Raw genomic sequence first — 19,516 nt, 5'->3', positions numbered from 1 at the left:
TCAGCGCGGACAGGGCGTCGTTGGTCTCGGCCACCGAGAACGGTCGGGGTGCCAGCCCGGGGGCAGCCAATCCCGCATGTCCGGAGCGGTGAGCCCCATCGGCGTTGCGTGCGGGTCGTACCCGCCGCGAACCCACGCAGCCAACTCCTCGTAGCCGCCCAGGCCGCCACAGTCCTCCGGCGGGCAGGCCATCTTGCCGGTGAGGCAGACCGGCGCCGGGGGCGGATCATCGAAAACGTCCTCGACCACCAGCACGTGCTCCCATCCGTCGCCGAAGTCATAGTCATAGAACAACCGGTCGCCCTTGTCGGACACCACCTGGTCAAGCCGCACACTGTCTTCGGTGACACCGTCGTCGCCTTCGCTGAGATCGAACCCGGTGACGAAGTAGGCACGAGTACGCCGGTCCGGCCCGACACCGAATTTATGCAGATGACCGTCCTGCCAGCCCCTCGCAACCTGCAGCACGACATGCAACTCATCGAGCACGAGATCGCCCGCCAGGTCCAACCGACGCCAGATCGGCGGCGTGGCGTACATCAGATCCACCCGCACCCGCAAACCCCGCGCACGCTCCGGCACAGCCCGCACCTCGGGCGTTGGCTCGTCGAACACCCCCGCGAATACGTCCCGGCCAGCGCCACGCCCACGCTGTCCCCGGGCACCCCACTCTTGCTCTTGCTCTTGCGCTTCCGCTGCGGCACACCCCCACCCGACCAGCCCCCTCAATCACTCGCGACCAGCGGGCTCACCGACCCCAGCTCCTACACCCTCAACCGTGAAGAGCCATCTTCAGCTCGTGACATCGGCCGAGCGGGTCGTTATCGCGAATAGATGATTGGTTCGGGCATTGGCTGCATCAACGTCAAGCGCCGGAGGTAGCCTGCGTGGAAATGGCGTCGTGTCAGGTTCGCAACGTGGATCGAGGCTGAGCTGCCGTCTTAGCCGCGACGCGCGCGGGTCATGAAAATCGACGGGAGGGCTGGATGCGCAACGGTATTCATTTCATTTCTGGTTTACCGCGGTCGGGCTCGACGTTGTTGGCCGGCATCTTGCGGCAGAACCCGCGCTTTCATGCTGGAATGACCAGCCCGGTCGGATCCATGTACATGGGTCTGGAGCAGTCGATGAGCCGGCGCAATGAAACGGCGGTGTTCATCGACCCTCAGCAGCGCCGAGAGGTCTTGTCGGGTCTGTTCACCAACTATTACGGCGACATCCAGTCGTCCAAGGTCGTGTTCGACACCAACCGGTTGTGGTGCGCCAAACTGCCGGCGCTGACTCAGCTCTTCCCTGATGCGAAGACCATCTGCTGTGTGCGTGACGTGAACTGGATCATGGATTCCATCGAGCGTCTGGTTCGCCGCAACGCTTTTGAGCCATCGGGCATGTTTGGCTTCGAGTCCGGAGGAACGGTGTTCTCGCGTATCAGTGCCGCTGCCAGTTCGGACGGGCTGGTCGGGTACGCCCTCGACGCGCTCAAGGACGGCTTCTTCGGTGAACAGGCCCCCAGCATGATTCTGGTCGAGTACGAGGCGCTGGTCAGTAACCCCGGCCGGGCCCTGAAGATGATCTACGACTTCGTCGGCGAACCGTGGCTCGCCCACGATTTCGACAATGTCGAATATGCGGCTGACGAGTTCGATCTGGCTTTGGGAGCGCCGGGACTGCACACGATCCGACGCAAGGTCGAGTTCATCGGCCGCCAAACCGTATTGCCGCCGCAGCTCTTTCATCGGTTCGACGATGACATGTTCTGGCGTAACCCTGAGGCCAACCGCCACCAGGTCACCATCATCCGCCCAGGCTGAACCTTCAGATCGGGATGAGCTCCACGTCGGAGAGCACGACGGCGTCGTCCCGGCTTGGTGCGGTGACCACGCCCACGTAGCGGCCGTCGTCCTTCCACACGTTGACCGTGATGGTCTCACCGGGGTACACCACCCCTGCGAAGCGCGCGCCGTAGGTCTGCACCTGCGACACGTCGGAATCCAGCAGCGTGTCCACCAGCGCCTTGCAGGTCATCCCGTAGGTGCACAGGCCATGCAGGATCGGCTTGGGAAAGCCTGCCGCAGCGGCGAATTCGGGATCGGAGTGCAGCGGGTTGCGGTCCCCGCACAGCCGGTACAGCAGCGCCTGCTGGGGCAGTAGCGGTACCGAGATCTCATAATCGGGTGCGCGATCCGGGGCGGCCACCGACGTCGACGGGCCCCGCTGGCCACCGAAACCGCCCTCACCGCGGGCGAAGATCGACCGTTTGGTGGTCCACAACAGCGTGCCGTCGGGGTCGGTCACCGTCGTCTCGCTGACGATGACAGCCGCCTTGCCCTTGTCCCAGATCTCGGTGAGCCGCTGCGTTGAGCGCGCGGTACCGCTGGGCGGCAGCGGAGCCGGCACCGTGACTGACTCGCTGGCGTGCAGCACCCGGCTCAACTCGATGTCGATACCGGGGTACTTCACCTCGGGCGGCTCGGTCATGTGGAAATTGGCCGCCACGTTGCCGAAGCTGGGCAGCACCTGCGGGGTACGGTCGGCGAGGTAACGCAATTCCTTGGCGTCCAGGGGATCCGCACCAGCACCAAGGCTGAGCTGATAGAGCTGCACATCGCTGCTCGTCCAGGTGAACTCGACAGGTTCCAGTTCGGCCGCGAGTGCGACGGAGACGTCGATCGGCATGTCAGCCCTTCCCTGTGCTCGATGTCGCCGGCCCAGCGGCTCCGGCGATATGCAACGCGGCGAGGTACCCGAACGCCATCGCGGGGCCGATGGTGCCGCCGGGTCCGGGATAGGTGTGGCCCATCACCGGCGAGCTGACATTACCGGCCGCATACAGGCCGTCGATCACCGAACCGTCGTCGCGCAGGGCCCGTCCGTGCACATCGGTGCGGATGCCACCCTTGGTGCCCAGATCGCCCGGCACCATCTTGGCGGCGTAGAACGGCCCGTGCTTGATCTCGCCGAGGTTGGGATTGGGCTTGTTGGTCGGATCGCCGTAGTAGCGGTCGTAGGCGCTCTCGCCGCGGTGGAAGTCCTCGTCCTTGCCCGCGCGGGCAAAGCCGTTGAACCGCTCGACGGTCGCACCGAGAGCGTCGGCCGGAAGCCCGGTCACCTTGGCCAGCTCCTCGATGGTGTCGGCCTTGACGATGACGCCGGACTCCATCCACTTCTTCGGAATCCGCTGTCCGGGCTGCAATCCCGCGAAGATGTACCGGTCGCGGTACTGCTGGTCGAAGACCAGCCAGGCCGGCACGTTCTCGCCTGGGCCGGGCCCCTGGCCGTACTCACCGCCATACATGTGGTGGCAGGCTTCGACATAGGGCATCGACTCGTTCATGAAGCGCTTGCCGGCCAGGTTGACGATGATCGAGCCGGGTGAGTTGCGCTCCGACAGTGCGAACCACGGCGCGCCGACCAGCGGAATCGTTGGGCCCCACCAGGCGTCCTCCATCAATTCCAGTGCCGCACCGAGCTTCTCGGCCGCCACAATGCCGTCGCCGGTATTGGCCTCGGCCCCCACCGTCCAATCCGCAGTGATCGGCGCGCGCTGATACTTGACGCGCATCTGCTCGTTGCGCTCGAATCCACCGCTGCCCAGGATCACACCGCGGCGGGCGCGGATCAGTTGCGGGTCAGCAGATTCGGGTCCGGTGGTGTCGCGGACGTAAATGCCGCGCACCACCCCGTCCTCGACGTAGAGGTCGGTCAGCGCGGTGTTCAGCAGCACAGGAACACCCGCCTGCTGTAGGCCGATTCGCAGCGGCGCGATCAACGCGCGGCCCATTCCGACGAGGTTCTTGCCGCGGGCACCGGCCCACATCGTGCGAATGCCGACCTTCAGGCTGCGCAGCACGCCGCGGGGATGGCGCTTGAGCTGGTTGAGGCGCACGAAGTCCTGCTGCATCACAACCACATTGAGCGGCACCTTGCCGTATGGCGGTTCCAGGAATTTCTCGTCGGGTCCGAGCTTCTTGGCGTTGAACGGCTTCGGCTCGATCGAGCGTCCCCCGGGGCGTCCGCCGGGGGCTTCGGGGTAGTAGTCGGAGTAGTTGGGCACCCAGCACATCTTCAGCGGCGAGTGCTTGAGCACGAACGACAGCATCTCGGGAGCGCGGTCAAGGTAGGTGTCGATGCGCTCGGCCTCCACCACATCGCCGATGATCTCGTGCAGATAGGTGCGGGCAGCGTCTTTGGTGTCGGTAACCCCGTCACGCTTGAGGATCTCGTTGTTGGGGATCCATACGCCACCGCCGGACCGTGCGGTCGAGCCGCCGAAGTGTGGGGCCTTCTCGACGACGACCGCCGATAGTCCCTGGTGAGCGGCGGTGAGTGCCGCGACCATGCCGGCCGCGCCGCTTCCGACGACGACGACGTCGAACTCCTGAACTGTCATACTAGAACACGTTATAGAATTGCCCCGTCCGGGCGCTACTGACCCCTCCTTTCCGATCAGCGGAACGGTTACCCCAAGGCGCTGGGACCGCATTAGAATTGCCCGCACCGGGCGCCGTTCGCCCCGGTCACACCGACGATGGGACCCCGGGAATGCTGAGCGTTTCGACGCGCGACGAGCTTGCCGCCGACCTTGCCGAGGCCGAGCGCAGCCGCGTCCCGATGACTCCGTTGACGTCCAATCACCCCGATATCGACGTGGTTGACGCCTACGAGATCCAGCTGATCAACATCCGGCAGCGGGTCGCCCAGGGTGCCAGGGTGGTCGGGCACAAGGTGGGTCTGTCGTCGGAGGCCATGCAGAAGATGATGGGCGTCGACGAGCCCGATTACGGCCACCTGCTGGCCGATATGGAGGTGTTCGAGGACCAACCGGTGCCCGCCGGGCGTTTCCTGTTCCCGCGCGTCGAGGTCGAGGTCGGTTTCATCCTTGCCGACGACCTGCCCGGTGCCGGATGCACCGAGGATGACGTGCTGGCCGCCACTGCCGCCTTCGCCCCGGCGATCGAGCTCATCGACACCCGGATCAAGGACTGGAAGATCGCGCTGTGCGACACGATCGCCGACAACGCATCGTCGGCGGGCTACGTGCTCGGCAAGGAACGGGTATCGCCCAAAGACGTTGATATCAGGGCCATTGACGCGGTGCTCACGCGCAACGGGGAAGTGGTGGCCGAAGGCCGCAGCGACGCCGTGCTGGGCAATCCGGTCACCGCGGTCGCATGGCTGGCCCGCAAGGTCGAAAGCTTCGGGGTGCGTCTGAAGGCGGGCGACATCGTGCTGCCGGGGTCGTGCACCAGGGCCATCGACTGCCGCCCCGGCGACCAGTTCGTCGCTGACTTCGCCGGGCTGGGCTCAGTCCGGCTGTCATTCGAGTAAGAGGAGTACCCAGATGGGCCAGAAGAGCTCAGTTGCCATCGTCGGATCGGGCAATATCAGCACCGACCTGCTGTACAAGTTGTTGCGTTCGGAGTGGCTCGAGCCGCGCTGGATGATCGGTATCGACCCCGAGAGCGAAGGCCTGGCGCGCGCCCGCAAGCTGGGGCTGGAGACCAGTCACGAGGGCGTCGACTGGCTGCTGGCGCAGCCGGAGAAGCCGGATCTGGTGTTCGAGGCCACCAGCGCCTATGTGCACCGGGCCGCCGCACCGCGGTATGAGGAAGCCGGCATCCGGGCCATCGATCTGACCCCGGCCGCCGTCGGCCCCGGTGTTATCCCGCCGGCCAACCTGCGTGCGCACCTGGACGCTCCCAACGTCAACATGGTCACCTGCGGAGGTCAGGCCACCATTCCGATGGTCTACGCCGTTTCGCGGGTCGTGGGTGTGCCCTACGCCGAGATCGTCGCGTCGGTGTCCTCGGCCTCGGCCGGTCCGGGAACCCGGGCCAATATCGACGAGTTCACCAAGACCACCAGCGCGGGCGTCGAGGTGATCGGTGGCGCCAAGCGTGGCAAGGCGATCATCATTCTGAACCCGGCTGATCCGCCAATGATCATGCGCGACACTATCTTCTGCGCGATTCCCGAGGACGCCGACCATGCCGCGATCACCCAATCGATCAAGGATGTGGTGGCCGAGGTGCAGACCTATGTGCCCGGCTACCGGTTGCTCAATGAGCCGCAGTTCGACGAGCCGACGGTGTACAACGGCGGTAACCACCTCGTCACGATCTTCGTGGAAGTGGAGGGTGCGGGTGACTATCTGCCGCCCTACGCGGGGAACCTGGACATCATGACCGCCGCAGCCACCAAGGTCGGCGAAGAGATTGCCAAGGACCGCGCGTCAGCTGGAACAGGAGCGCAAGCATGAGTGCAGAAGTGTGGTTCGACCCCAGCTGGGATGTCCGGATGACGGACACCTCGCTGCGTGACGGCAGCCACCACAAGCGTCATCAGTTCACCAAGGACGAGGTCGGCGCGATCGTCGCCGCCCTCGATACCGCGGGCGTGCCGGTCATCGAGGTAACCCACGGCGACGGGCTGGGCGGATCCAGCTTCAACTACGGGTTCTCCAAGACCCCGGAGCAGGAGCTGATCAAGCTGGCCGCCGAGACGGCCAAGGAATCCAAGATCGCGTTCCTGATGCTGCCCGGTGTCGGCACCAAGGAGGACATCAAGGAAGCCCAGAACAACGGTGGCTCGATCTGCCGGATCGCCACCCACTGCACCGAGGCCGACGTCTCGATCCAGCACTTTGGTCTGGCCCGGGAGCTCGGTCTGGAGACTGTTGGGTTCCTGATGATGAGCCACACGATCTCGCCGGAGAAGCTCGCTGCCCAAGCCCGGATCATGGCCGACGCGGGATGCCAGTGCGTCTACGTCGTCGACTCCGCCGGCGCGCTGGTGCTCGAGGGCGTGGCCGACCGGGTCGCGGCGCTGGTCGCCGAACTCGGCGATGACGCGCAGGTGGGTTTCCACGGCCACGAGAACCTGGGCCTCGGTGTCGCCAACTCGATCGAGGCCGTCCGTGCGGGCGCCAAGCAGATCGATGGATCGTGCCGTCGGTTCGGCGCCGGTGCGGGCAATGCGCCCGTCGAGGCGCTGATCGGGGTGTTCGACAAGATCGGCGTGAAGACCGGTATCGACTTCTTCGATATCGCCGATGCCGCCGAGGAGGTGGTCGCCCCCGCGATGCCGCAGGAGTGCCTGCTGGACCGCAATGCGCTGATCATGGGCTACTCCGGGGTGTACTCGAGCTTCCTCAAGCACGCCATCCGCCAGTCCGAGCGTTACGGTGTGCCGGCTCATCAGCTGTTGCACCGGGCGGGGCAGCGCAAGCTGATCGGCGGCCAGGAGGACCAGCTGATCGATATCGCGCTGGAGATCCAGCGGGAGCAGGCAGCGGCTGCCACCTCCTAGATCGCGGCCTCGTCGGACTCGACGGGCACCATGGTAGCCATGACGAGTCGCGACGACGCGCAAAAGATCCTGGAACAGCTGGCTGGGCCGACCGCGGTCCTGCGCGACGACCAGTGGACGGCCATCGAAGCGTTGGTGGTTCAGCGCCGGCGGGCGCTGGTCGTGCAGCGCACCGGGTGGGGCAAATCGGCGGTGTACTTCATCGCCGCCAAGCTGCTGCGCGAGCGGGGCCACGGTGCCACGGTGATCGTGTCGCCCCTGCTGGCGTTGATGCGCAACCAGGTTGCGGCCGCGCAACGCGCCGGTGTGCGGGCGGCCACGATCAATTCCGGCAACGTCACCGAGTGGGACGAGATTCATCAGCGGGTCAACAACGGTGACCTCGACGTCCTACTGGTCAGCCCGGAACGGTTGAACAACCCGGACTTTCGCGACAACGTGCTACCAGCCCTGGCCGCCGATGCCGGGCTTGTGGTGGTCGACGAGGCGCACTGCGTCTCGGACTGGGGCCACGACTTTAGGCCCGACTACCGGCGGATCCGCACTTTGCTGGCCGAACTCGGTTCAGAGGTACCGGTTTTGGCGACCACCGCCACCGCCAACGACCGTGTGGTCAACGATGTCGCCGCTCAGCTGGGCGTCGGCGGTGCCGGCAATGTGCCGGGCGGTGGCCTCGACACCCTGGTTCTGCGCGGTGGGCTCGATCGTGAGTCGTTGCGGTTGTCGGTGATACAGGCCGGCGGTGGGGCGCAGCGCACGGCCTGGCTGGCCGAGCATCTGGAATCGCTGCCGGGTTCTGGAATCGTTTACACGCTGACCGTCGCCCAGGCGCATGATGTGGCGGCGCTGCTGCGCGAGCACGGGCACGAGGTGGCCGCGTACACCGGATCGACGGAAAACGCTGAGCGAGAACAACTCGAGGCCGATCTGCTGGGCAACCGGGTGAAGGCGCTGATCGCCACCTCGGCGCTGGGGATGGGATTCGACAAGCCGGATCTCGGATTCGTCGTGCACCTCGGAGCGCCGTCGTCACCGATCGCGTATTACCAGCAGGTCGGTCGTGCGGGCCGTTCGACGGCCAGCGCCGAGGTGGTGCTGTTGCCCGGACGTGAGGACCAGGACGTCTGGCGGTACTTCGCGTCGGTGGCATTCCCCTCGGAAACTATGGTGCGCAACGTCATTGGTGAACTGGAGCCCGATCGGCCGTTGTCGACACCCGCCCTGGAGCCGCTGGTGGATCTGGGCCGCACCCGGCTGGAGATGGTGCTCAAGGTGCTCGACGTCGACGGGGCGGTGCGGCGGGTCAAAGGTGGCTGGCTGGCCACTGGACAATCGTGGGTTTACGATGAGGTCCGCTATCGCCAGCTCGATGAGGCCCGCCGCCGTGAGCAGCAGGCCATGCTCGACTACCAGAGCACCGACGAGTGCCGAATGACGTTCCTGCGCAGGCAACTCGACGATCCTGATCTCAGCGACGGCGAACGCTGTGGGCGATGCGATAACTGCGCGGGTGCGCATTTCAGTGTCGCGGTGAACGACGAGGCGACCGCACTGGTGCAGGAGCGGCTGATGCGACCCGGCGTGGAGATCGCCCCGCGCAAGCAGTGGCCGTCCGGGTTGGCGAAGCTGGGCATCGAACTGAGCGGCCGTATCGGTGACGGGCCCGAGCCGGGCCGGGCGATCGGGCGACTCACCGACTTGGGCTGGGGCCCGCGGCTGCGGCGCTTGCTCGACGAGCCCGACGGCGACGTGCCGCCAGATGTGGTGCAGGCCGCCGTCAAGGTGCTGGCCGCCTGGGACTGGGGCACCCGTCCGACCGCGGTGCTGGCGCTGGACTCGGACTCCCATCCCGTCCTGATCGCCTCGCTGGCGCGGGAGCTGGCTCGCCTTGGCAGGCTGACCGACCTCGGCGTGCTGCGGTACGCGGCGGGGCGCCGGCCGGTCAGCGCGGCCAACTCCGCCTATCGGGTCGCCGCCCTGGACGGTGCATGGTCGCCGGAATCGGCGTTGATCGCTGCGGCCGGTGGACCGGTGCTACTCGTCGACGATCTGACCGATACCGGATGGACGCTGACGATGGCCGCGCGCGTTGTGGCCGACGCCGGCGCACCCGCCGTGCTGCCTCTGGTGCTCGCCGCCACCAGCTGAGCCAGGTAACACCGGCTCAGACGCGCGCGACGTTCTTTTCAGTGGCTGCCGCAGCTCGGACTGCACGGCCGCCGGCCTGTCGGCCACGGTCAGCTCGGTCACCAAGAACCTATCGGACTATTTCGCGGTACATCCCGATGCCAACCAGGCCCTGATCGACGCGACCCGGCAGTCCGGGTTCTCCGCGATCGGCGCGTGCAACAGCTACTTCAACGACCATCCTGACCAGGCCAACGACATCCGAGCCATCAAGGCGCCGCTGGTCGATTTCCAGAACCGCTGTGGCCTGCAGGTGGAACCGGCCGAGGCGCTGGTCGACATCGGCGAGCTGTAGTCACCACCGAGGTTTTGCGCCGCCGAGCTGCTTGGTGAGCGTATCGGCGGCGGTGACCAAACCGCGTGCGTGCTTGGCGATCTCGGCGTCGGTGAGTGCCCGGCCAATCTGCAGCGACACCACCATCACCTGCCGGTGGTGGTGGTCGTAGACGGGTGCCGAGATCACGCTGACGTTGTGGCGCTGGCGGGTGCCCGCTGCTTCGCTGGCCAGATAAACCCGCTCGCCGATATCGGAGATCAACTCACCCAGCAGGGCGCGCAGCTCGTCGGGCAGGGTGCTCGACATGCCCGCCATCATCGCGTACAGCCGCCGGCCACCGGGGGTGAGACGTTCGACGAGATATCCCGCCGTTCGGCATTCGGCGATTACGCGGTCGAGCCGCCGCGTTTCGGTGCGCAGCGGGATGGTCGGAGCCCGGTCCAGCCAGCTGCTTAAGGCGCCGTCGTCCCACAGCACGAACATCAGCCCTACCGGCGGGGCGAACGGATAGCTCTGCCCGACCCTGACCCCAACGTCGGCGCCGGGTGGCTCGACCAGCTCCAGCAGCGTGATCCGGTCGTCGACAACGGCGGCCAACGCCGCGGTGGTGTCGAAGGTTTTCGACAACTGGGCCAGTTCGGCACGGGCGGCCGGGTTGACTCGTAGCGACTCCTGCGCGAGGTGGCCCAGCCCGATCAGGCTGGGGCCCAGCCGGTAGGTCTTATCGGCGGCGTCGCGGACCAGGTAGCCGGACTCGGTCAGGGTCGTGACGATGCCCAGGCAGGTGGGCTTGGCCAGGTGCAGCCGGCGGGCCAGTTCCGAGAGGCCGAACCGCTCCTGCGGGTGCTTGGCCAGGAAATCCAGAATCGCCACAACGCGCTGCGTCGGGGGAGATGATCGACCTGGAGTGGATGTATCCGGCATTGCAAAATCCTACCTCTACGGTCCAGATATGGACCGTGACTTGGTTGACCCGAATGAGAACGCGTTCTAGTCTCAGCCAGAGGACGTACCAGTGCGGTCCAATACTGAAACGCGAGGCGGTCGATGTACACCCAGCCACTAGTGGACGCCATTGCCGAGTCTGAACATCTGGTCAGAGACGCTCCGTTCATCGAGAGCGAGGCCGACTTGCTGGAGGGGCTGCAGTATCTGGCAGGCTGCGTGGCCGCGTGCACGCATGTCGCCTTCGACTACGACCGCGACCATCCGTTCCTGCATTCGGGCACGGGGCCGTTCACCAAGATGGGACTGGACAACCCCGACACGATGTACTTCGGCACCCGGGTGCTGGCCGGCCACGAGTATGTCGTCACCGGCACGCGCGGGACCACCACCGACGTCAGCTTCCAGTTGCTCGGTGGCGAGTACACCGACGAAGTGGTCCCCGACAGTAAGACGGCGTTCGACGACCGTAAGCTCGACATCGCCGCCGATGGCACGTTCGAGTGGCGGTTCATCCCGGATACCAACGCACAGTTGGTGATTCGTGAGGTCTACAACGATTGGTCCGCGACGCGCGGCAGCTTCGCGATCGCCCGCACCGATACCGCTGGAACTGCGCCGCCGGCGTTGACCGTCGATCTGATCGAACGGCGCTGGGCCACTGCGGCCACGCAATTGGTGCAGCGGGTCAAGACCTGGCTGCAGTTCCCGAGGTGGTTCTACGACACCCTGCCGGTCAACACCCTGACCGCGCCGCGCCTCACTCCCGGTGGGCTGGCCACCCAGTACTCGTCGGTGGGGCACTACGACATCACGCCGCAGCAGGCACTGATTCTCACCTTGCCGGTCACCGACGCTCCCTACCTCGGCTTCCAGCTCGGCAGCCTGTGGTACATCTCGCTGGACTACATCAATCACCAGACCTCACTGAACGGCACTCAGGCACAGGCCGATCCGGACGGCAAGATCCGTATCGTCGTCGCCGACCAGAACCCGGGTGTGACCAATTGGGTCGAGACGCTCGGGCACGCCAAGGGCTACCTGCAGTTCCGCTGGCAGCGGGTCTCGCGGGAGCTCACCGAAGCCGATGGTCCAACCCTGGAACTGGTCGACCTCGACGCGGTGGCAGCCAAACTGCCCTACTACGAGCACAACAAGATTTCCGATGACGACTGGCGCCAGCGAATCGCGCTGCGTCAGCAACTAATTGGCAACAGGATGGTGGGTTGACGCATGACCGGCTTGCTCGAGAACAAGGTCGTCGTGATCAGTGGCGTTGGTCCAGCGCTGGGAACGACACTGGCGCGCCGATGTGCCGAGGAAGGCGCGGATCTGGTGCTCGCGGCCCGGACCGTGGGGCGCCTGGACGATGTCGCCAAGACGGTCACCGACCTTGGTCGCCGCGCGGTGTCGGTGGGCACCGACATCACCGACGAGGGCCAGGTCGACAACCTGGTCAATCAGACGCTCAACGCATACGGCAAGGTTGACGTGCTGATCAACAACGCGTTCAAGGTGCCGTCGATGAAACCCTTCGCCAACACCTCGTTCGAGCATATCCGCGAGACGGTGGAGCTGACGGTGCTCGGTGCACTGCGGCTGATCCAGGGTTTCACACCGGCGTTGGTCGATGCCAAAGGCTCAGTGGTGAACGTGAACTCGATGGTGCTGCGGCACTCCGACCCCAAGCAAGGTGCCTACAAGCTGGCCAAGGCCGCGCTGCTGTCGATGTCGCAGTCGTTGGCCAGTGAGCTTGGGGAGCGGGGCGTCCGGGTTAATTCCGTTCTGCCGGGCTATATCTGGGGTGGCACCTTGCAGGGGTACTTCGAGCACCAGGCCGGCAAGTACGGCACGACCGTCGACGAGATCTACAAGGCCGCGGCCGTCAACAGCGATCTCAAGCGGCTGCCCACCGAGGACGAAGTCGCCTCGGCCATCTTGTTCATGGCCAGCGATCTGTCCAACGGCATCACCGGTCAGACCCTGGACGTGAACTGCGGGGAGTATCACAACTGATGGGTGAAAAGACCGCGAGTGACTTTCTCAGCGTCGAGTCGGTACGGGCCTCAGCCGTCAAGGCGACCGGCTTGGACGACTTCGGCGTCGACGATGACAATTACCAAGAAGCGCTGAGCGTGCTGCTCGAATCGTTTCGCAACGACGCCGACCTCACCGAGCTCGGCAGCAAAATGTCACGCTTCTTCGTGCGAAATGCGTTGGTGGCCAGGCTGGTTTCCGAGGCTGCGTTCAAACAGCATCCCCAACATGTCGACGTGCCGATCGAGCGACCGATCTTCGTCACCGGGCTGCCGCGCACTGGAACCACCGCGATCCACCGGCTGCTGACCGCCGACCCCCGGCATCAGGGGCTGGAATTGTGGCTGGCCGAGTTCCCGCAACCCCGGCCGCCGCGGGAGACCTGGAAGGACAACCCGGTCTTCCAGCAACTCGATGCGCAGTTCACCCACGCCCATCAGGAGAACCCGGATTACACCGGGCTGCACTACATGACGGCCGACGAGGTGGAGGAGTGCTGGCAGCTGTTGCGGCAGTCGTTGCACTCGGTGTCCTACGAGACGTTGGCTCACCTACCAACCTATTCGCAGTGGCTGGCTCGCCAAGACTGGACCAAGTCATACGCCCGGCATCGCAAAAATCTGCAGCTGATCGGGCTCAACGACCCCGAGAAGCGTTGGGTGCTCAAGAATCCCAGCCATTTGTTCGCGCTGGACGCGGTGTTTGCCGTCTATCCGGATGCGCTCATCGTGCAGTGCCACCGGCCGGCCGAGACGATCATGGCGTCGATGTGCTCGCTATCGCAGCACACCACCGAAGGCTGGTCGAACACCTTCACAGACGAGGTGATCGGCGCCGATTCGCTTGAGACCTGGACACGCGGCTTGAGGCTGTTCAACGAGGAACGCGCCAAGCAGAATCCGGCGCAGTTCTACGATCTGGACTACTTCGAGCTCATCCGCGAACCGATCCGCGCCGTGGAAAAGGTCTACGAACAGTTCGGTATTGAGATGACTGATGATGCGCGCGCGGCAATCCAGCGCACCGACGAGGAGAGCAAGCAGGGCCCGCGAGCGCCCAAGCACACCTACTCGCTGGCCGACTACGGGTTGACCGAGGAGCAGGTCACGGCGAGCTTCACCGGGCTCTAACCGTCGCCCGGGGCGGGGGCGCTGGAGTACTCCTCCAGGCAGCCCTCTGCCACGGCGTGCTTGATGCTGTCCGACAGCCTGGGGCACGAGCGGGTGCGGGCGCTTGACCCACCCGCCTCACGAATCTCGGCGAAGTAGGCACATCGCTGCTGGGATTCGCTGCTCCACTGCACTGCGGTGTGTGCGGCGCCGAGTTTTTTCACCTTCACCGCGATATGGCAGTACCGGCAGTCGATATCGGCCAAACCCGCCGTCAGGTAGCGCTCCCGATCCTGGCGGGTGGCCTCGTGCAGGGCGGCCGCGCGCTGGGGGTCGGAGGCGAAATCGGGTGCCTTGGACCACGATCCGGGAACGCCGCCATTGTGCTCGGGCGGCTCGTCGTGCTCGTGTTCGTGCACGCCGAGCAACTCGAGCATGGACCGCGCCAGATCGTCAACGTCGGGCGTCTGGTCCCTGGGGGTCATGTCGCGGGCTGTTCTGTCTTCTCAGCCTGCTTCTGGAGGTTCTCCTGAACCTCCACACGCCACTTCTCATTGGCCGGCGCGGTATCGACCTCGAGCTCGAACCGGTCGGTCATGTCCGGGGAAATATCGGCGACGTCCACATAGAACTGCTGATACCACCGGCGCATCTGGTAGACCGCGCCGTCTTCCTCGACGAGCAGCGGATTGTCGATGCGGGTCTTGTGCTTCCAGATCTCGACGTCCTGCAGGAAGCCCGTGCTGACGCCGACGGTCATCGCATCCGAGAGCTTGTCGCTCATGGAATCGTCCATGCCCTTGGGCTTTTCGACGATCACACCCCACTGCAGCATGAACGAATCCTGCGTCACCGGGTAGTGGCAGTTGATCAGGATCGACTCGGCCTTGAAGCCGTGGTAGTTGTTGTGCAGCCAGTTGATCATGAACGACGGCCCGAAGTACGAGGCCTCCGAGTCCAGGTGGGAGTCGGAGTAAGCCGAACCGCCGACCGTGACATCGGGCCGGCCGACGTTGTGCAGGTACTGCGAGGCGATGTGGCCCTCGAAGACGTTCTTGAAGTACGTCGGCAAGCCGAAGTGGATGTAGAAGAAATGCGCCATATCGGTGACGTTGTCGACGATCTCGCGGCAGTTGGAGCCTTCGATCAGCATCGAGTTCCACTTCCACTCGGTCCACTCACCGCTGGTGTACTCCGGGATCTCCGGAATCTGCACCTCGGGCTGCGGCGGATTGCCCTCGTGGTCATGCCAGACGAACAGCAGACCGTTGCGCACGTCGGTCTCCCAGGAACGGGTGCGGGCCAGCTTGGGGGTGCGCTTGGCGTAGGGCACCAGGCGGCAGCGGCCGTCGCCGCCCCAGCGCCAGTCGTGGAACGGGCACGCCAGGGCATCGTCCTTGACGGTGCCCTGAGAGAGGTCGCCACCCATGTGACGGCAGTAGGCGTCCAGGACATGGACCGCGCCCTGGGAATCGGCGAAGACCACCAATTTCGTCCCGAATGCATCGATCGGGTGTGGCTTGCCGTCCACATAACTGGTCACCGGACCCAGGCAGTGCCAGCCCCGGGCGTACCGGTCTGGCAGGGTCCCGGTGTCGATCTCGCGAATGCCGGTAGTCACCCTCATGCCTCCACTCGTAGGTTCTAACTAGAACACGTTACAGTTTTACTGTCTCATCGCGCAATCTTCAGCGGCTTTACCTGGGGATTACCTTCCGCAATTGCGGTATGTGTCAACGATGGCGATGTATTCGTTCGAGGGACGGTCACCGCGGGTCGATCCCACCGCGTTCGTCGCGCCGACGGCGGTGCTCATCGGGGCCCGCAGCATGATTGCCGCGCACTCGCTGGTGGTCGGTGGCACCCCTATCCCCGACGAGGTTCTGGTCACCGGGTCGCCGGCGAAGGTCAAGGGAACGATCGCCGGGACTGGCGCCGAAGTCTGGGTGAACCTCAACCCGAAGGCGTACCAGGATCTCGCCCAGCGTTACCGGATGGGCTTCCACGAGATCCTGGAGATCTGACGAGGGTCACTCGCGAGCCTGTGAGTGTCGACACCGCCACTCGCACTTCGTGTCGACGACAACAGCCTGGGCGCGACTTAGATCTTGGTCGCGCTCGCGGCGGCCTTGTCGAGTTCCCAGTAAGCCCGCAGCGCGACGATCTTGCCCTGCGCGTTGACCCGGTAGGTGAACACACCCTCGGCGACCACCCGGTAGCCGCTGGACTCGATGACGATGTGTCCGACGTTGGCTTCTTCGTCACCGCACTGATAGGTCTTCTCGAAATTGAAGACGAGCTTGCTCGGGGCGATCGCCATGTCGTAGAACTTGGCGATCGCCTCCTTGCCGCGGTGGCCCGTGCCCTCGGGATCGAAATGCGAAGGGCCGATGGGATCTTCGATGACAGCGTCGTGGGCGAACACCGACAGCCAGGTCTCTTTGTCGCCGGCCATCGCGGCCTCGCGTGAGCGCCGTCCCGCTTCGTGCGCCGGCGTGCTCATCACCCTGCCGCCATCAGTCTTGCCAACCCGAGTGGATGTAGGTGTCGGCGAAGCGCTTCATCGAGTCGATCTTCTTGTCCACCGGCGCGTCGAAGGGCAGGCCCTCGAACACCCACGGAATACCGATGTAGTCGGTGACACCGGCCGCGACCAGGTCGCGGTGACCGTCGACACCGAACTTGTCGATGCACACGGCCTGGTACTCGAAGGGGTCGTCGGCGCGGCCTGCGTCGGCAAGCATCTTCTTGAGCTGACCGATGGTCTCGCCCAATTGATCGCACGTCATCATCGCGCTGGTCCAGCCGTCGCCGATCCGGACGGCGCGCTTGAGCGCGACATCGGTGTGCCCGCCGACGTAGAACGGCACTGACGTGGACGGGGCGGGGCTCATCTGCAGCCGGTCGAAATCGTAGAACTCGCCGTGATGCTCGACCATGCCGCCGGCGAGTACCAGCTTGATGACGTCGATCATCTCGTCGACGCGCTTGCCGCGCTTGGCGTAGGGAACCCCACACCACTCGAATTCCTCGGGAGCCCAGCCGATTCCGACGCCGAAGCCGAACCGGTTGTTGGTCAGGTTCGCCACCGAACCAACCTGGCGGGCCAGCAACAGCGGATTGCGCGACCCGAGCTTCATCACGTTGGTGTAGAAGCGCAGCTTCGACGTCACCGCACCCAGCGCACCCGCGAGGATCAACGGGTCGACCCACGGCGAGGTCTCGTCGAACATCCGCTTGCCGTCGGCGGTGTAGGGGTAGTCGACGGACTGCTTCTCGAAATAGAAGATCGAGTCCGGCAACGCGATGTTATCGAAGCCGAGTTCCTCTGCGGCCTTAGCGATTTCGATGAGCTGGTCGAGTGGGCTGAACGCGATGCTGATCGTGTACTGCATCTTCGTCATGTGGTGGCTGGCTTATCCGAGCCGACAACCCACATCGAGAAGTACTGCGCGCCGCCGCCGTATGCGTGGCCGAGCGCCTTGCGCGCACCCTCGACCTGATGGTCGCCGGCTTTGCCCATCACCTGGATCGCGGACTCGGCGAACCGGATCATCCCCGATGCGCCAATCGGATTGGAGCTCAACACACCACCGGAGGGGTTGAACGGGATCCGTCCACCGATCGCCGTCTCGCCGGCCTCGGTGAGCTTCCAGCCGTCGCCCTCGGCGGCGAAGCCCAGGCTTTCCAGCCACATCGGCTCGTACCAAGAGAACGGGACGTACACCTCGGCCACATCGATCTCATCGATCGGGCTTTCGATTCCGGCGTCTTTCCACAAGGCCGCGGCCGCATCCCGGCTGGCTTGCGGATTGACCTGGTCGCGCCCGGCGTAGGCCAATGGCTCGGTGCGTAGCGCGGTCGCGTGGATCCAGGCGACGGGATTCCCCGCGGCCAGATGGGCCTCGGCGGCTTCCTCGTCACCGATCACCATGGCTGCCGCACCGTCCGAGGACGGGCAGGTCTCGTCGTAGCGGATCGGATCCCACAGCATCGGGGACTCCATCACCTTCTCAACGGTGATATCGGGCTGGTGCAGATGCGCCAGCGGGTTTTTTGCACCGTTGAGTCGGTCCTTGACGGCCACGATCGCGCCGATATGAGTCGGAGCGCCCGACCGGCGAATGTAGGCCCGCACGTGCGGTGCGAAGTAGCCACCGGCCCCCGCGCCGACCGGTTTGGTGAACGGCACCGGAATGCTCAACGCCCACATGGCATTCGATTCGGACTGCTTCTCCCACGCCATCGTCAGCACGCGCTTGTACTTGCCGGATTGCACCAGGCTGGCGGCGACGATCGCGGTGGACCCGCCGACCGACCCCGCGGTGTGCACGCGGATCAGCGGCTTGCCGGTCGCGCCGACGGCATCAGCCATGAACAGCTCGGGCATCATCACGCCCTCGAAGAAGTCGGGCGCCTTGCCGACGACGACGGCGTCGATGTCATCGAACGTGGAGCCCGAGTCCGCAAGTGCCCGGTCGATCGCTTCGCGCACGAGGCCGTTCATCGAGACGTCCTTGCGCTTGGCGACGTACTTCGTCTGCCCGGTGCCCAGGACTGCGGCTAGCTTCTTGCTCATCAGTTCTTGCCCTCCAGGACTGCGACGAGATTCTGTTGCAGCGCAGGGCCGCTGGTGGCGTGCGCAAGCACGCGGCCCGCCGAACGAGAGAAGATGTGCTGGGCGGCGCAACCGATCCGCTCCAGGCCGGCCGAGAACATCGGGTTGGCCGCCAGCGCGCCCCCTGAGGGGTTGATCTTCGTCGACGCGGGCAGGCCGATCGCCTCGGTCAGGATTAGCTGCTGATGGCTGAACGGTGCGTACAGCTCGGCGATCTCGATCGAGCTGGTATCACCGCGGGTCGCCGCCGTAGCCGAGGCCGCGGTGGACGGCGACGTGGTCAGGTCGCGCGCGCCGAGTACCGGCGTCTCGATGCGGTGCTCGATGCCGGTGATCCAGGCCGGGTTCTCCCGAAGCTCGCGGGCCGTGTCGCCGGCGGCGAGGATGATCGCTGACGCGCCATCGGTGATCGGCGCAATATCGTGGTGCCGCAACGGGTCTGTGAAGTACGGCCGCGACAGCAGCTCGTCAATGGTACCGGTGACCTCTTCTTGGTCGGTGCGGCCTCCGGCGGCGTAGGCGTCCAAGGCCACCTGCGCCATCTCCTCGGCGGTCCACTTGCCCGAGTCGAGGCCGAGGCGGGCCTGCAGGCCGGCCATTGACACCGAGTCGGGCCACAGGGGGGCGACCGTGTACGGATCGGTCTGTAGCGCGAGTACCCGGCGAAGCGTGCCCGCCGACGGCTTACCGAAGCCGTACACCAGCGCGGTGTCGACCTGGCCGGTCAGGATCTTGATGTAGGCCTCATAGAGAGCCCATGCCGCGTCCATCTCGACATGCGACTCGTTGATCGGGGGAATCGCCCCGATTGAGTCGATCGCTGAGATGAACGAAAAGGCGCGGCCGGCAAGGTAGTCCGAGGAGCCTGAGCACCAGAAGCCGATATCGGTCTGCTGTAGTCCGAGTTCCTCGTAAAGCCGATGGAAACACGGCATCAGCATCTCGACACCGTTGGTGGTGCCGTTGCTGCGTCGGACATGCGGCGCATGGGCGAAGCCGACGACCGCTACATCGCGAAAAGTCATGTGGCGAGTC

At 65.2% G+C, this 19,516-nt stretch carries 20 protein-coding genes; 10 read left to right on the top strand and 10 right to left on the bottom strand.

Annotated features, from left to right (window positions below; translation table 11 throughout):
• Window positions 1-582, bottom strand: a complete 582-nt coding sequence (locus G6N13_RS05220; RefSeq protein WP_235677938.1) for a plasmid pRiA4b ORF-3 family protein — start codon at window positions 580-582, stop codon at window positions 1-3.
• Window positions 583-986: 404 nt separating this feature from the next.
• Here G6N13_RS05220 and G6N13_RS05215 point away from each other — a divergent pair, with 404 nt between their 5' ends.
• Window positions 987-1,811: a sulfotransferase family protein gene (locus G6N13_RS05215; protein WP_163695089.1), complete on the top strand. Its 825-nt coding sequence runs from the start codon at window positions 987-989 to the stop codon at window positions 1,809-1,811.
• A 4-nt stretch (window positions 1,812-1,815) separates the two neighbouring features.
• Here G6N13_RS05215 and G6N13_RS05210 read toward each other — a convergent pair whose 3' ends face one another.
• Window positions 1,816-2,676, bottom strand: coding sequence for an enoyl-CoA hydratase ChsH3 (locus G6N13_RS05210; RefSeq protein ID WP_163695088.1), 861 nt, complete (start codon window positions 2,674-2,676; stop codon window positions 1,816-1,818).
• A 1-nt stretch (window position 2,677) separates the two neighbouring features.
• Window positions 2,678-4,390, bottom strand: a complete 1,713-nt coding sequence (kstD, locus tag G6N13_RS05205) for a 3-oxosteroid 1-dehydrogenase (protein WP_163695087.1) — start codon at window positions 4,388-4,390, stop codon at window positions 2,678-2,680.
• Between the two features lie 152 nt (window positions 4,391-4,542).
• On the opposite strand from kstD, the gene G6N13_RS05200 reads away from it, so the two are divergent.
• The 5 genes from G6N13_RS05200 to G6N13_RS05180 are packed head-to-tail and all read left to right on the top strand — an operon-like array spanning window position 4,543 to window position 9,790.
• A complete protein-coding gene (locus tag G6N13_RS05200; RefSeq protein ID WP_163695086.1) occupies window positions 4,543-5,328 on the top strand; it encodes a 2-keto-4-pentenoate hydratase in 786 nt (261 codons plus the stop codon).
• A 13-nt stretch (window positions 5,329-5,341) separates the two neighbouring features.
• Window positions 5,342-6,259 (top strand): acetaldehyde dehydrogenase (acetylating), encoded by a 918-nt coding sequence (locus tag G6N13_RS05195; RefSeq protein WP_163695085.1) that lies wholly within the window; start codon window positions 5,342-5,344, stop codon window positions 6,257-6,259.
• On the top strand, window positions 6,256-7,308 hold the full coding sequence (dmpG, locus tag G6N13_RS05190; RefSeq protein ID WP_163695084.1) for a 4-hydroxy-2-oxovalerate aldolase: 1,053 nt from the start codon (window positions 6,256-6,258) through the stop codon (window positions 7,306-7,308). Before G6N13_RS05195 ends, dmpG begins: the two co-directional genes overlap by 4 nt.
• A gap of 39 nt (window positions 7,309-7,347) precedes the next feature.
• The gene (locus G6N13_RS05185) at window positions 7,348-9,456 is read left to right on the top strand and encodes a RecQ family ATP-dependent DNA helicase (RefSeq protein WP_163695083.1); all 2,109 of its coding nucleotides are present in this window, start codon (window positions 7,348-7,350) and stop codon (window positions 9,454-9,456) included.
• Complete coding sequence (locus G6N13_RS05180) at window positions 9,398-9,790, top strand: hemophore-related protein (RefSeq protein WP_163695082.1); 393 nt, start codon at window positions 9,398-9,400, stop codon at window positions 9,788-9,790. Before G6N13_RS05185 ends, G6N13_RS05180 begins: the two co-directional genes overlap by 59 nt.
• Here the strand turns inward: G6N13_RS05180 and G6N13_RS05175 are convergent, their stop codons facing one another.
• Complete coding sequence (locus G6N13_RS05175) at window positions 9,791-10,696, bottom strand: IclR family transcriptional regulator (RefSeq protein ID WP_163695081.1); 906 nt, start codon at window positions 10,694-10,696, stop codon at window positions 9,791-9,793.
• Between the two features lie 123 nt (window positions 10,697-10,819).
• Here G6N13_RS05175 and G6N13_RS05170 point away from each other — a divergent pair, with 123 nt between their 5' ends.
• Genes G6N13_RS05170 through G6N13_RS05160 form a run of 3 tightly spaced genes read left to right on the top strand, consistent with a single transcriptional unit; the run spans window position 10,820 to window position 13,884 of the window.
• Window positions 10,820-11,947 carry a hypothetical protein gene (locus G6N13_RS05170; RefSeq protein ID WP_163695080.1) on the top strand — a complete coding sequence of 376 codons (1,128 nt, stop codon included), beginning with the start codon at window positions 10,820-10,822 and terminating at the stop codon, window positions 11,945-11,947.
• A gap of 3 nt (window positions 11,948-11,950) precedes the next feature.
• Entirely contained in the window at window positions 11,951-12,733 is a 783-nt protein-coding gene (locus G6N13_RS05165) for an SDR family oxidoreductase (protein ID WP_163695079.1), read from the top strand.
• Window positions 12,733-13,884, top strand: a complete 1,152-nt coding sequence (locus tag G6N13_RS05160) for a sulfotransferase family protein (RefSeq protein ID WP_163695078.1) — start codon at window positions 12,733-12,735, stop codon at window positions 13,882-13,884. The genes G6N13_RS05165 and G6N13_RS05160 overlap by 1 nt, the downstream gene beginning before the upstream one ends.
• Here the strand turns inward: G6N13_RS05160 and G6N13_RS05155 are convergent.
• Both G6N13_RS05155 and G6N13_RS05150 read right to left on the bottom strand, forming a co-directional pair.
• Window positions 13,881-14,348: a hypothetical protein gene (locus G6N13_RS05155; RefSeq protein WP_163695077.1), complete on the bottom strand. Its 468-nt coding sequence runs from the start codon at window positions 14,346-14,348 to the stop codon at window positions 13,881-13,883. The genes G6N13_RS05160 and G6N13_RS05155 overlap by 4 nt on opposite strands.
• Window positions 14,345-15,490 (bottom strand): 3-ketosteroid-9-alpha-monooxygenase, oxygenase component, encoded by a 1,146-nt coding sequence (locus tag G6N13_RS05150; protein WP_163695076.1) that lies wholly within the window; start codon window positions 15,488-15,490, stop codon window positions 14,345-14,347. The genes G6N13_RS05155 and G6N13_RS05150 overlap by 4 nt, the downstream gene beginning before the upstream one ends.
• Window positions 15,491-15,602: 112 nt before the next feature.
• On the opposite strand from G6N13_RS05150, the gene G6N13_RS05145 reads away from it, so the two are divergent.
• The gene (locus tag G6N13_RS05145) at window positions 15,603-15,887 is read left to right on the top strand and encodes a hypothetical protein (RefSeq protein ID WP_163701738.1); all 285 of its coding nucleotides are present in this window, start codon (window positions 15,603-15,605) and stop codon (window positions 15,885-15,887) included.
• A gap of 77 nt (window positions 15,888-15,964) precedes the next feature.
• Here the strand turns inward: G6N13_RS05145 and G6N13_RS05140 are convergent, their stop codons facing one another.
• The 4 genes from G6N13_RS05140 to G6N13_RS05125 are packed head-to-tail and all read right to left on the bottom strand — an operon-like array spanning window position 15,965 to window position 19,506.
• A complete protein-coding gene (locus G6N13_RS05140) occupies window positions 15,965-16,366 on the bottom strand; it encodes a nuclear transport factor 2 family protein (RefSeq protein WP_163695075.1) in 402 nt (133 codons plus the stop codon).
• A 13-nt stretch (window positions 16,367-16,379) separates the two neighbouring features.
• On the bottom strand, window positions 16,380-17,258 hold the full coding sequence (locus G6N13_RS05135; protein WP_163701735.1) for a TIGR03619 family F420-dependent LLM class oxidoreductase: 879 nt from the start codon (window positions 17,256-17,258) through the stop codon (window positions 16,380-16,382).
• Between the two features lie 5 nt (window positions 17,259-17,263).
• Entirely contained in the window at window positions 17,264-18,442 is a 1,179-nt protein-coding gene (locus tag G6N13_RS05130; protein WP_163695074.1) for a thiolase family protein, read from the bottom strand.
• Complete coding sequence (locus G6N13_RS05125) at window positions 18,442-19,506, bottom strand: thiolase family protein (protein ID WP_163695073.1); 1,065 nt, start codon at window positions 19,504-19,506, stop codon at window positions 18,442-18,444. Before G6N13_RS05125 ends, G6N13_RS05130 begins: the two co-directional genes overlap by 1 nt.
• Window positions 19,507-19,516 lie beyond the last annotated feature (10 nt).

Origin of the sequence: Mycolicibacterium sarraceniae (assembly GCF_010731875.1) — a bacterium.
GTDB classification, from domain to species: Bacteria; Actinomycetota; Actinomycetes; order Mycobacteriales; family Mycobacteriaceae; genus Mycobacterium; species Mycobacterium sarraceniae.
Note: the sequence above shows the minus strand (reverse complement) of the source record. Positions and strands in the feature narration are given on the sequence as shown.

Excerpts from the sequence above, each read along its gene's own strand:
- G6N13_RS05215 (WP_163695089.1), top strand. The coding sequence starts at position 987 with ATGCGCAACGGTATTCATTTCATTTCTGGTTTACCGCGGTCGGGCTCG.
- G6N13_RS05210 (WP_163695088.1), bottom strand. The coding sequence starts at position 2,676 with ATGCCGATCGACGTCTCCGTCGCACTCGCGGCCGAACTGGAACCTGTC.
- kstD (WP_163695087.1), bottom strand. The coding sequence starts at position 4,390 with ATGACAGTTCAGGAGTTCGACGTCGTCGTCGTCGGAAGCGGCGCGGCC.
- G6N13_RS05200 (WP_163695086.1), top strand. The coding sequence starts at position 4,543 with ATGCTGAGCGTTTCGACGCGCGACGAGCTTGCCGCCGACCTTGCCGAG.
- G6N13_RS05195 (WP_163695085.1), top strand. The coding sequence starts at position 5,342 with ATGGGCCAGAAGAGCTCAGTTGCCATCGTCGGATCGGGCAATATCAGC.
- dmpG (WP_163695084.1), top strand. The coding sequence starts at position 6,256 with ATGAGTGCAGAAGTGTGGTTCGACCCCAGCTGGGATGTCCGGATGACG.
- G6N13_RS05185 (WP_163695083.1), top strand. The coding sequence starts at position 7,348 with ATGACGAGTCGCGACGACGCGCAAAAGATCCTGGAACAGCTGGCTGGG.
- G6N13_RS05175 (WP_163695081.1), bottom strand. The coding sequence starts at position 10,696 with ATGCCGGATACATCCACTCCAGGTCGATCATCTCCCCCGACGCAGCGC.
- G6N13_RS05170 (WP_163695080.1), top strand. The coding sequence starts at position 10,820 with ATGTACACCCAGCCACTAGTGGACGCCATTGCCGAGTCTGAACATCTG.
- G6N13_RS05165 (WP_163695079.1), top strand. The coding sequence starts at position 11,951 with ATGACCGGCTTGCTCGAGAACAAGGTCGTCGTGATCAGTGGCGTTGGT.
- G6N13_RS05160 (WP_163695078.1), top strand. The coding sequence starts at position 12,733 with ATGGGTGAAAAGACCGCGAGTGACTTTCTCAGCGTCGAGTCGGTACGG.
- G6N13_RS05155 (WP_163695077.1), bottom strand. The coding sequence starts at position 14,348 with ATGACCCCCAGGGACCAGACGCCCGACGTTGACGATCTGGCGCGGTCC.
- G6N13_RS05150 (WP_163695076.1), bottom strand. The coding sequence starts at position 15,490 with ATGAGGGTGACTACCGGCATTCGCGAGATCGACACCGGGACCCTGCCA.
- G6N13_RS05145 (WP_163701738.1), top strand. The coding sequence starts at position 15,603 with ATGGCGATGTATTCGTTCGAGGGACGGTCACCGCGGGTCGATCCCACC.
- G6N13_RS05140 (WP_163695075.1), bottom strand. The coding sequence starts at position 16,366 with ATGAGCACGCCGGCGCACGAAGCGGGACGGCGCTCACGCGAGGCCGCG.
- G6N13_RS05135 (WP_163701735.1), bottom strand. The coding sequence starts at position 17,258 with ATGCAGTACACGATCAGCATCGCGTTCAGCCCACTCGACCAGCTCATC.
- G6N13_RS05130 (WP_163695074.1), bottom strand. The coding sequence starts at position 18,442 with ATGAGCAAGAAGCTAGCCGCAGTCCTGGGCACCGGGCAGACGAAGTAC.
- G6N13_RS05125 (WP_163695073.1), bottom strand. The coding sequence starts at position 19,506 with ATGACTTTTCGCGATGTAGCGGTCGTCGGCTTCGCCCATGCGCCGCAT.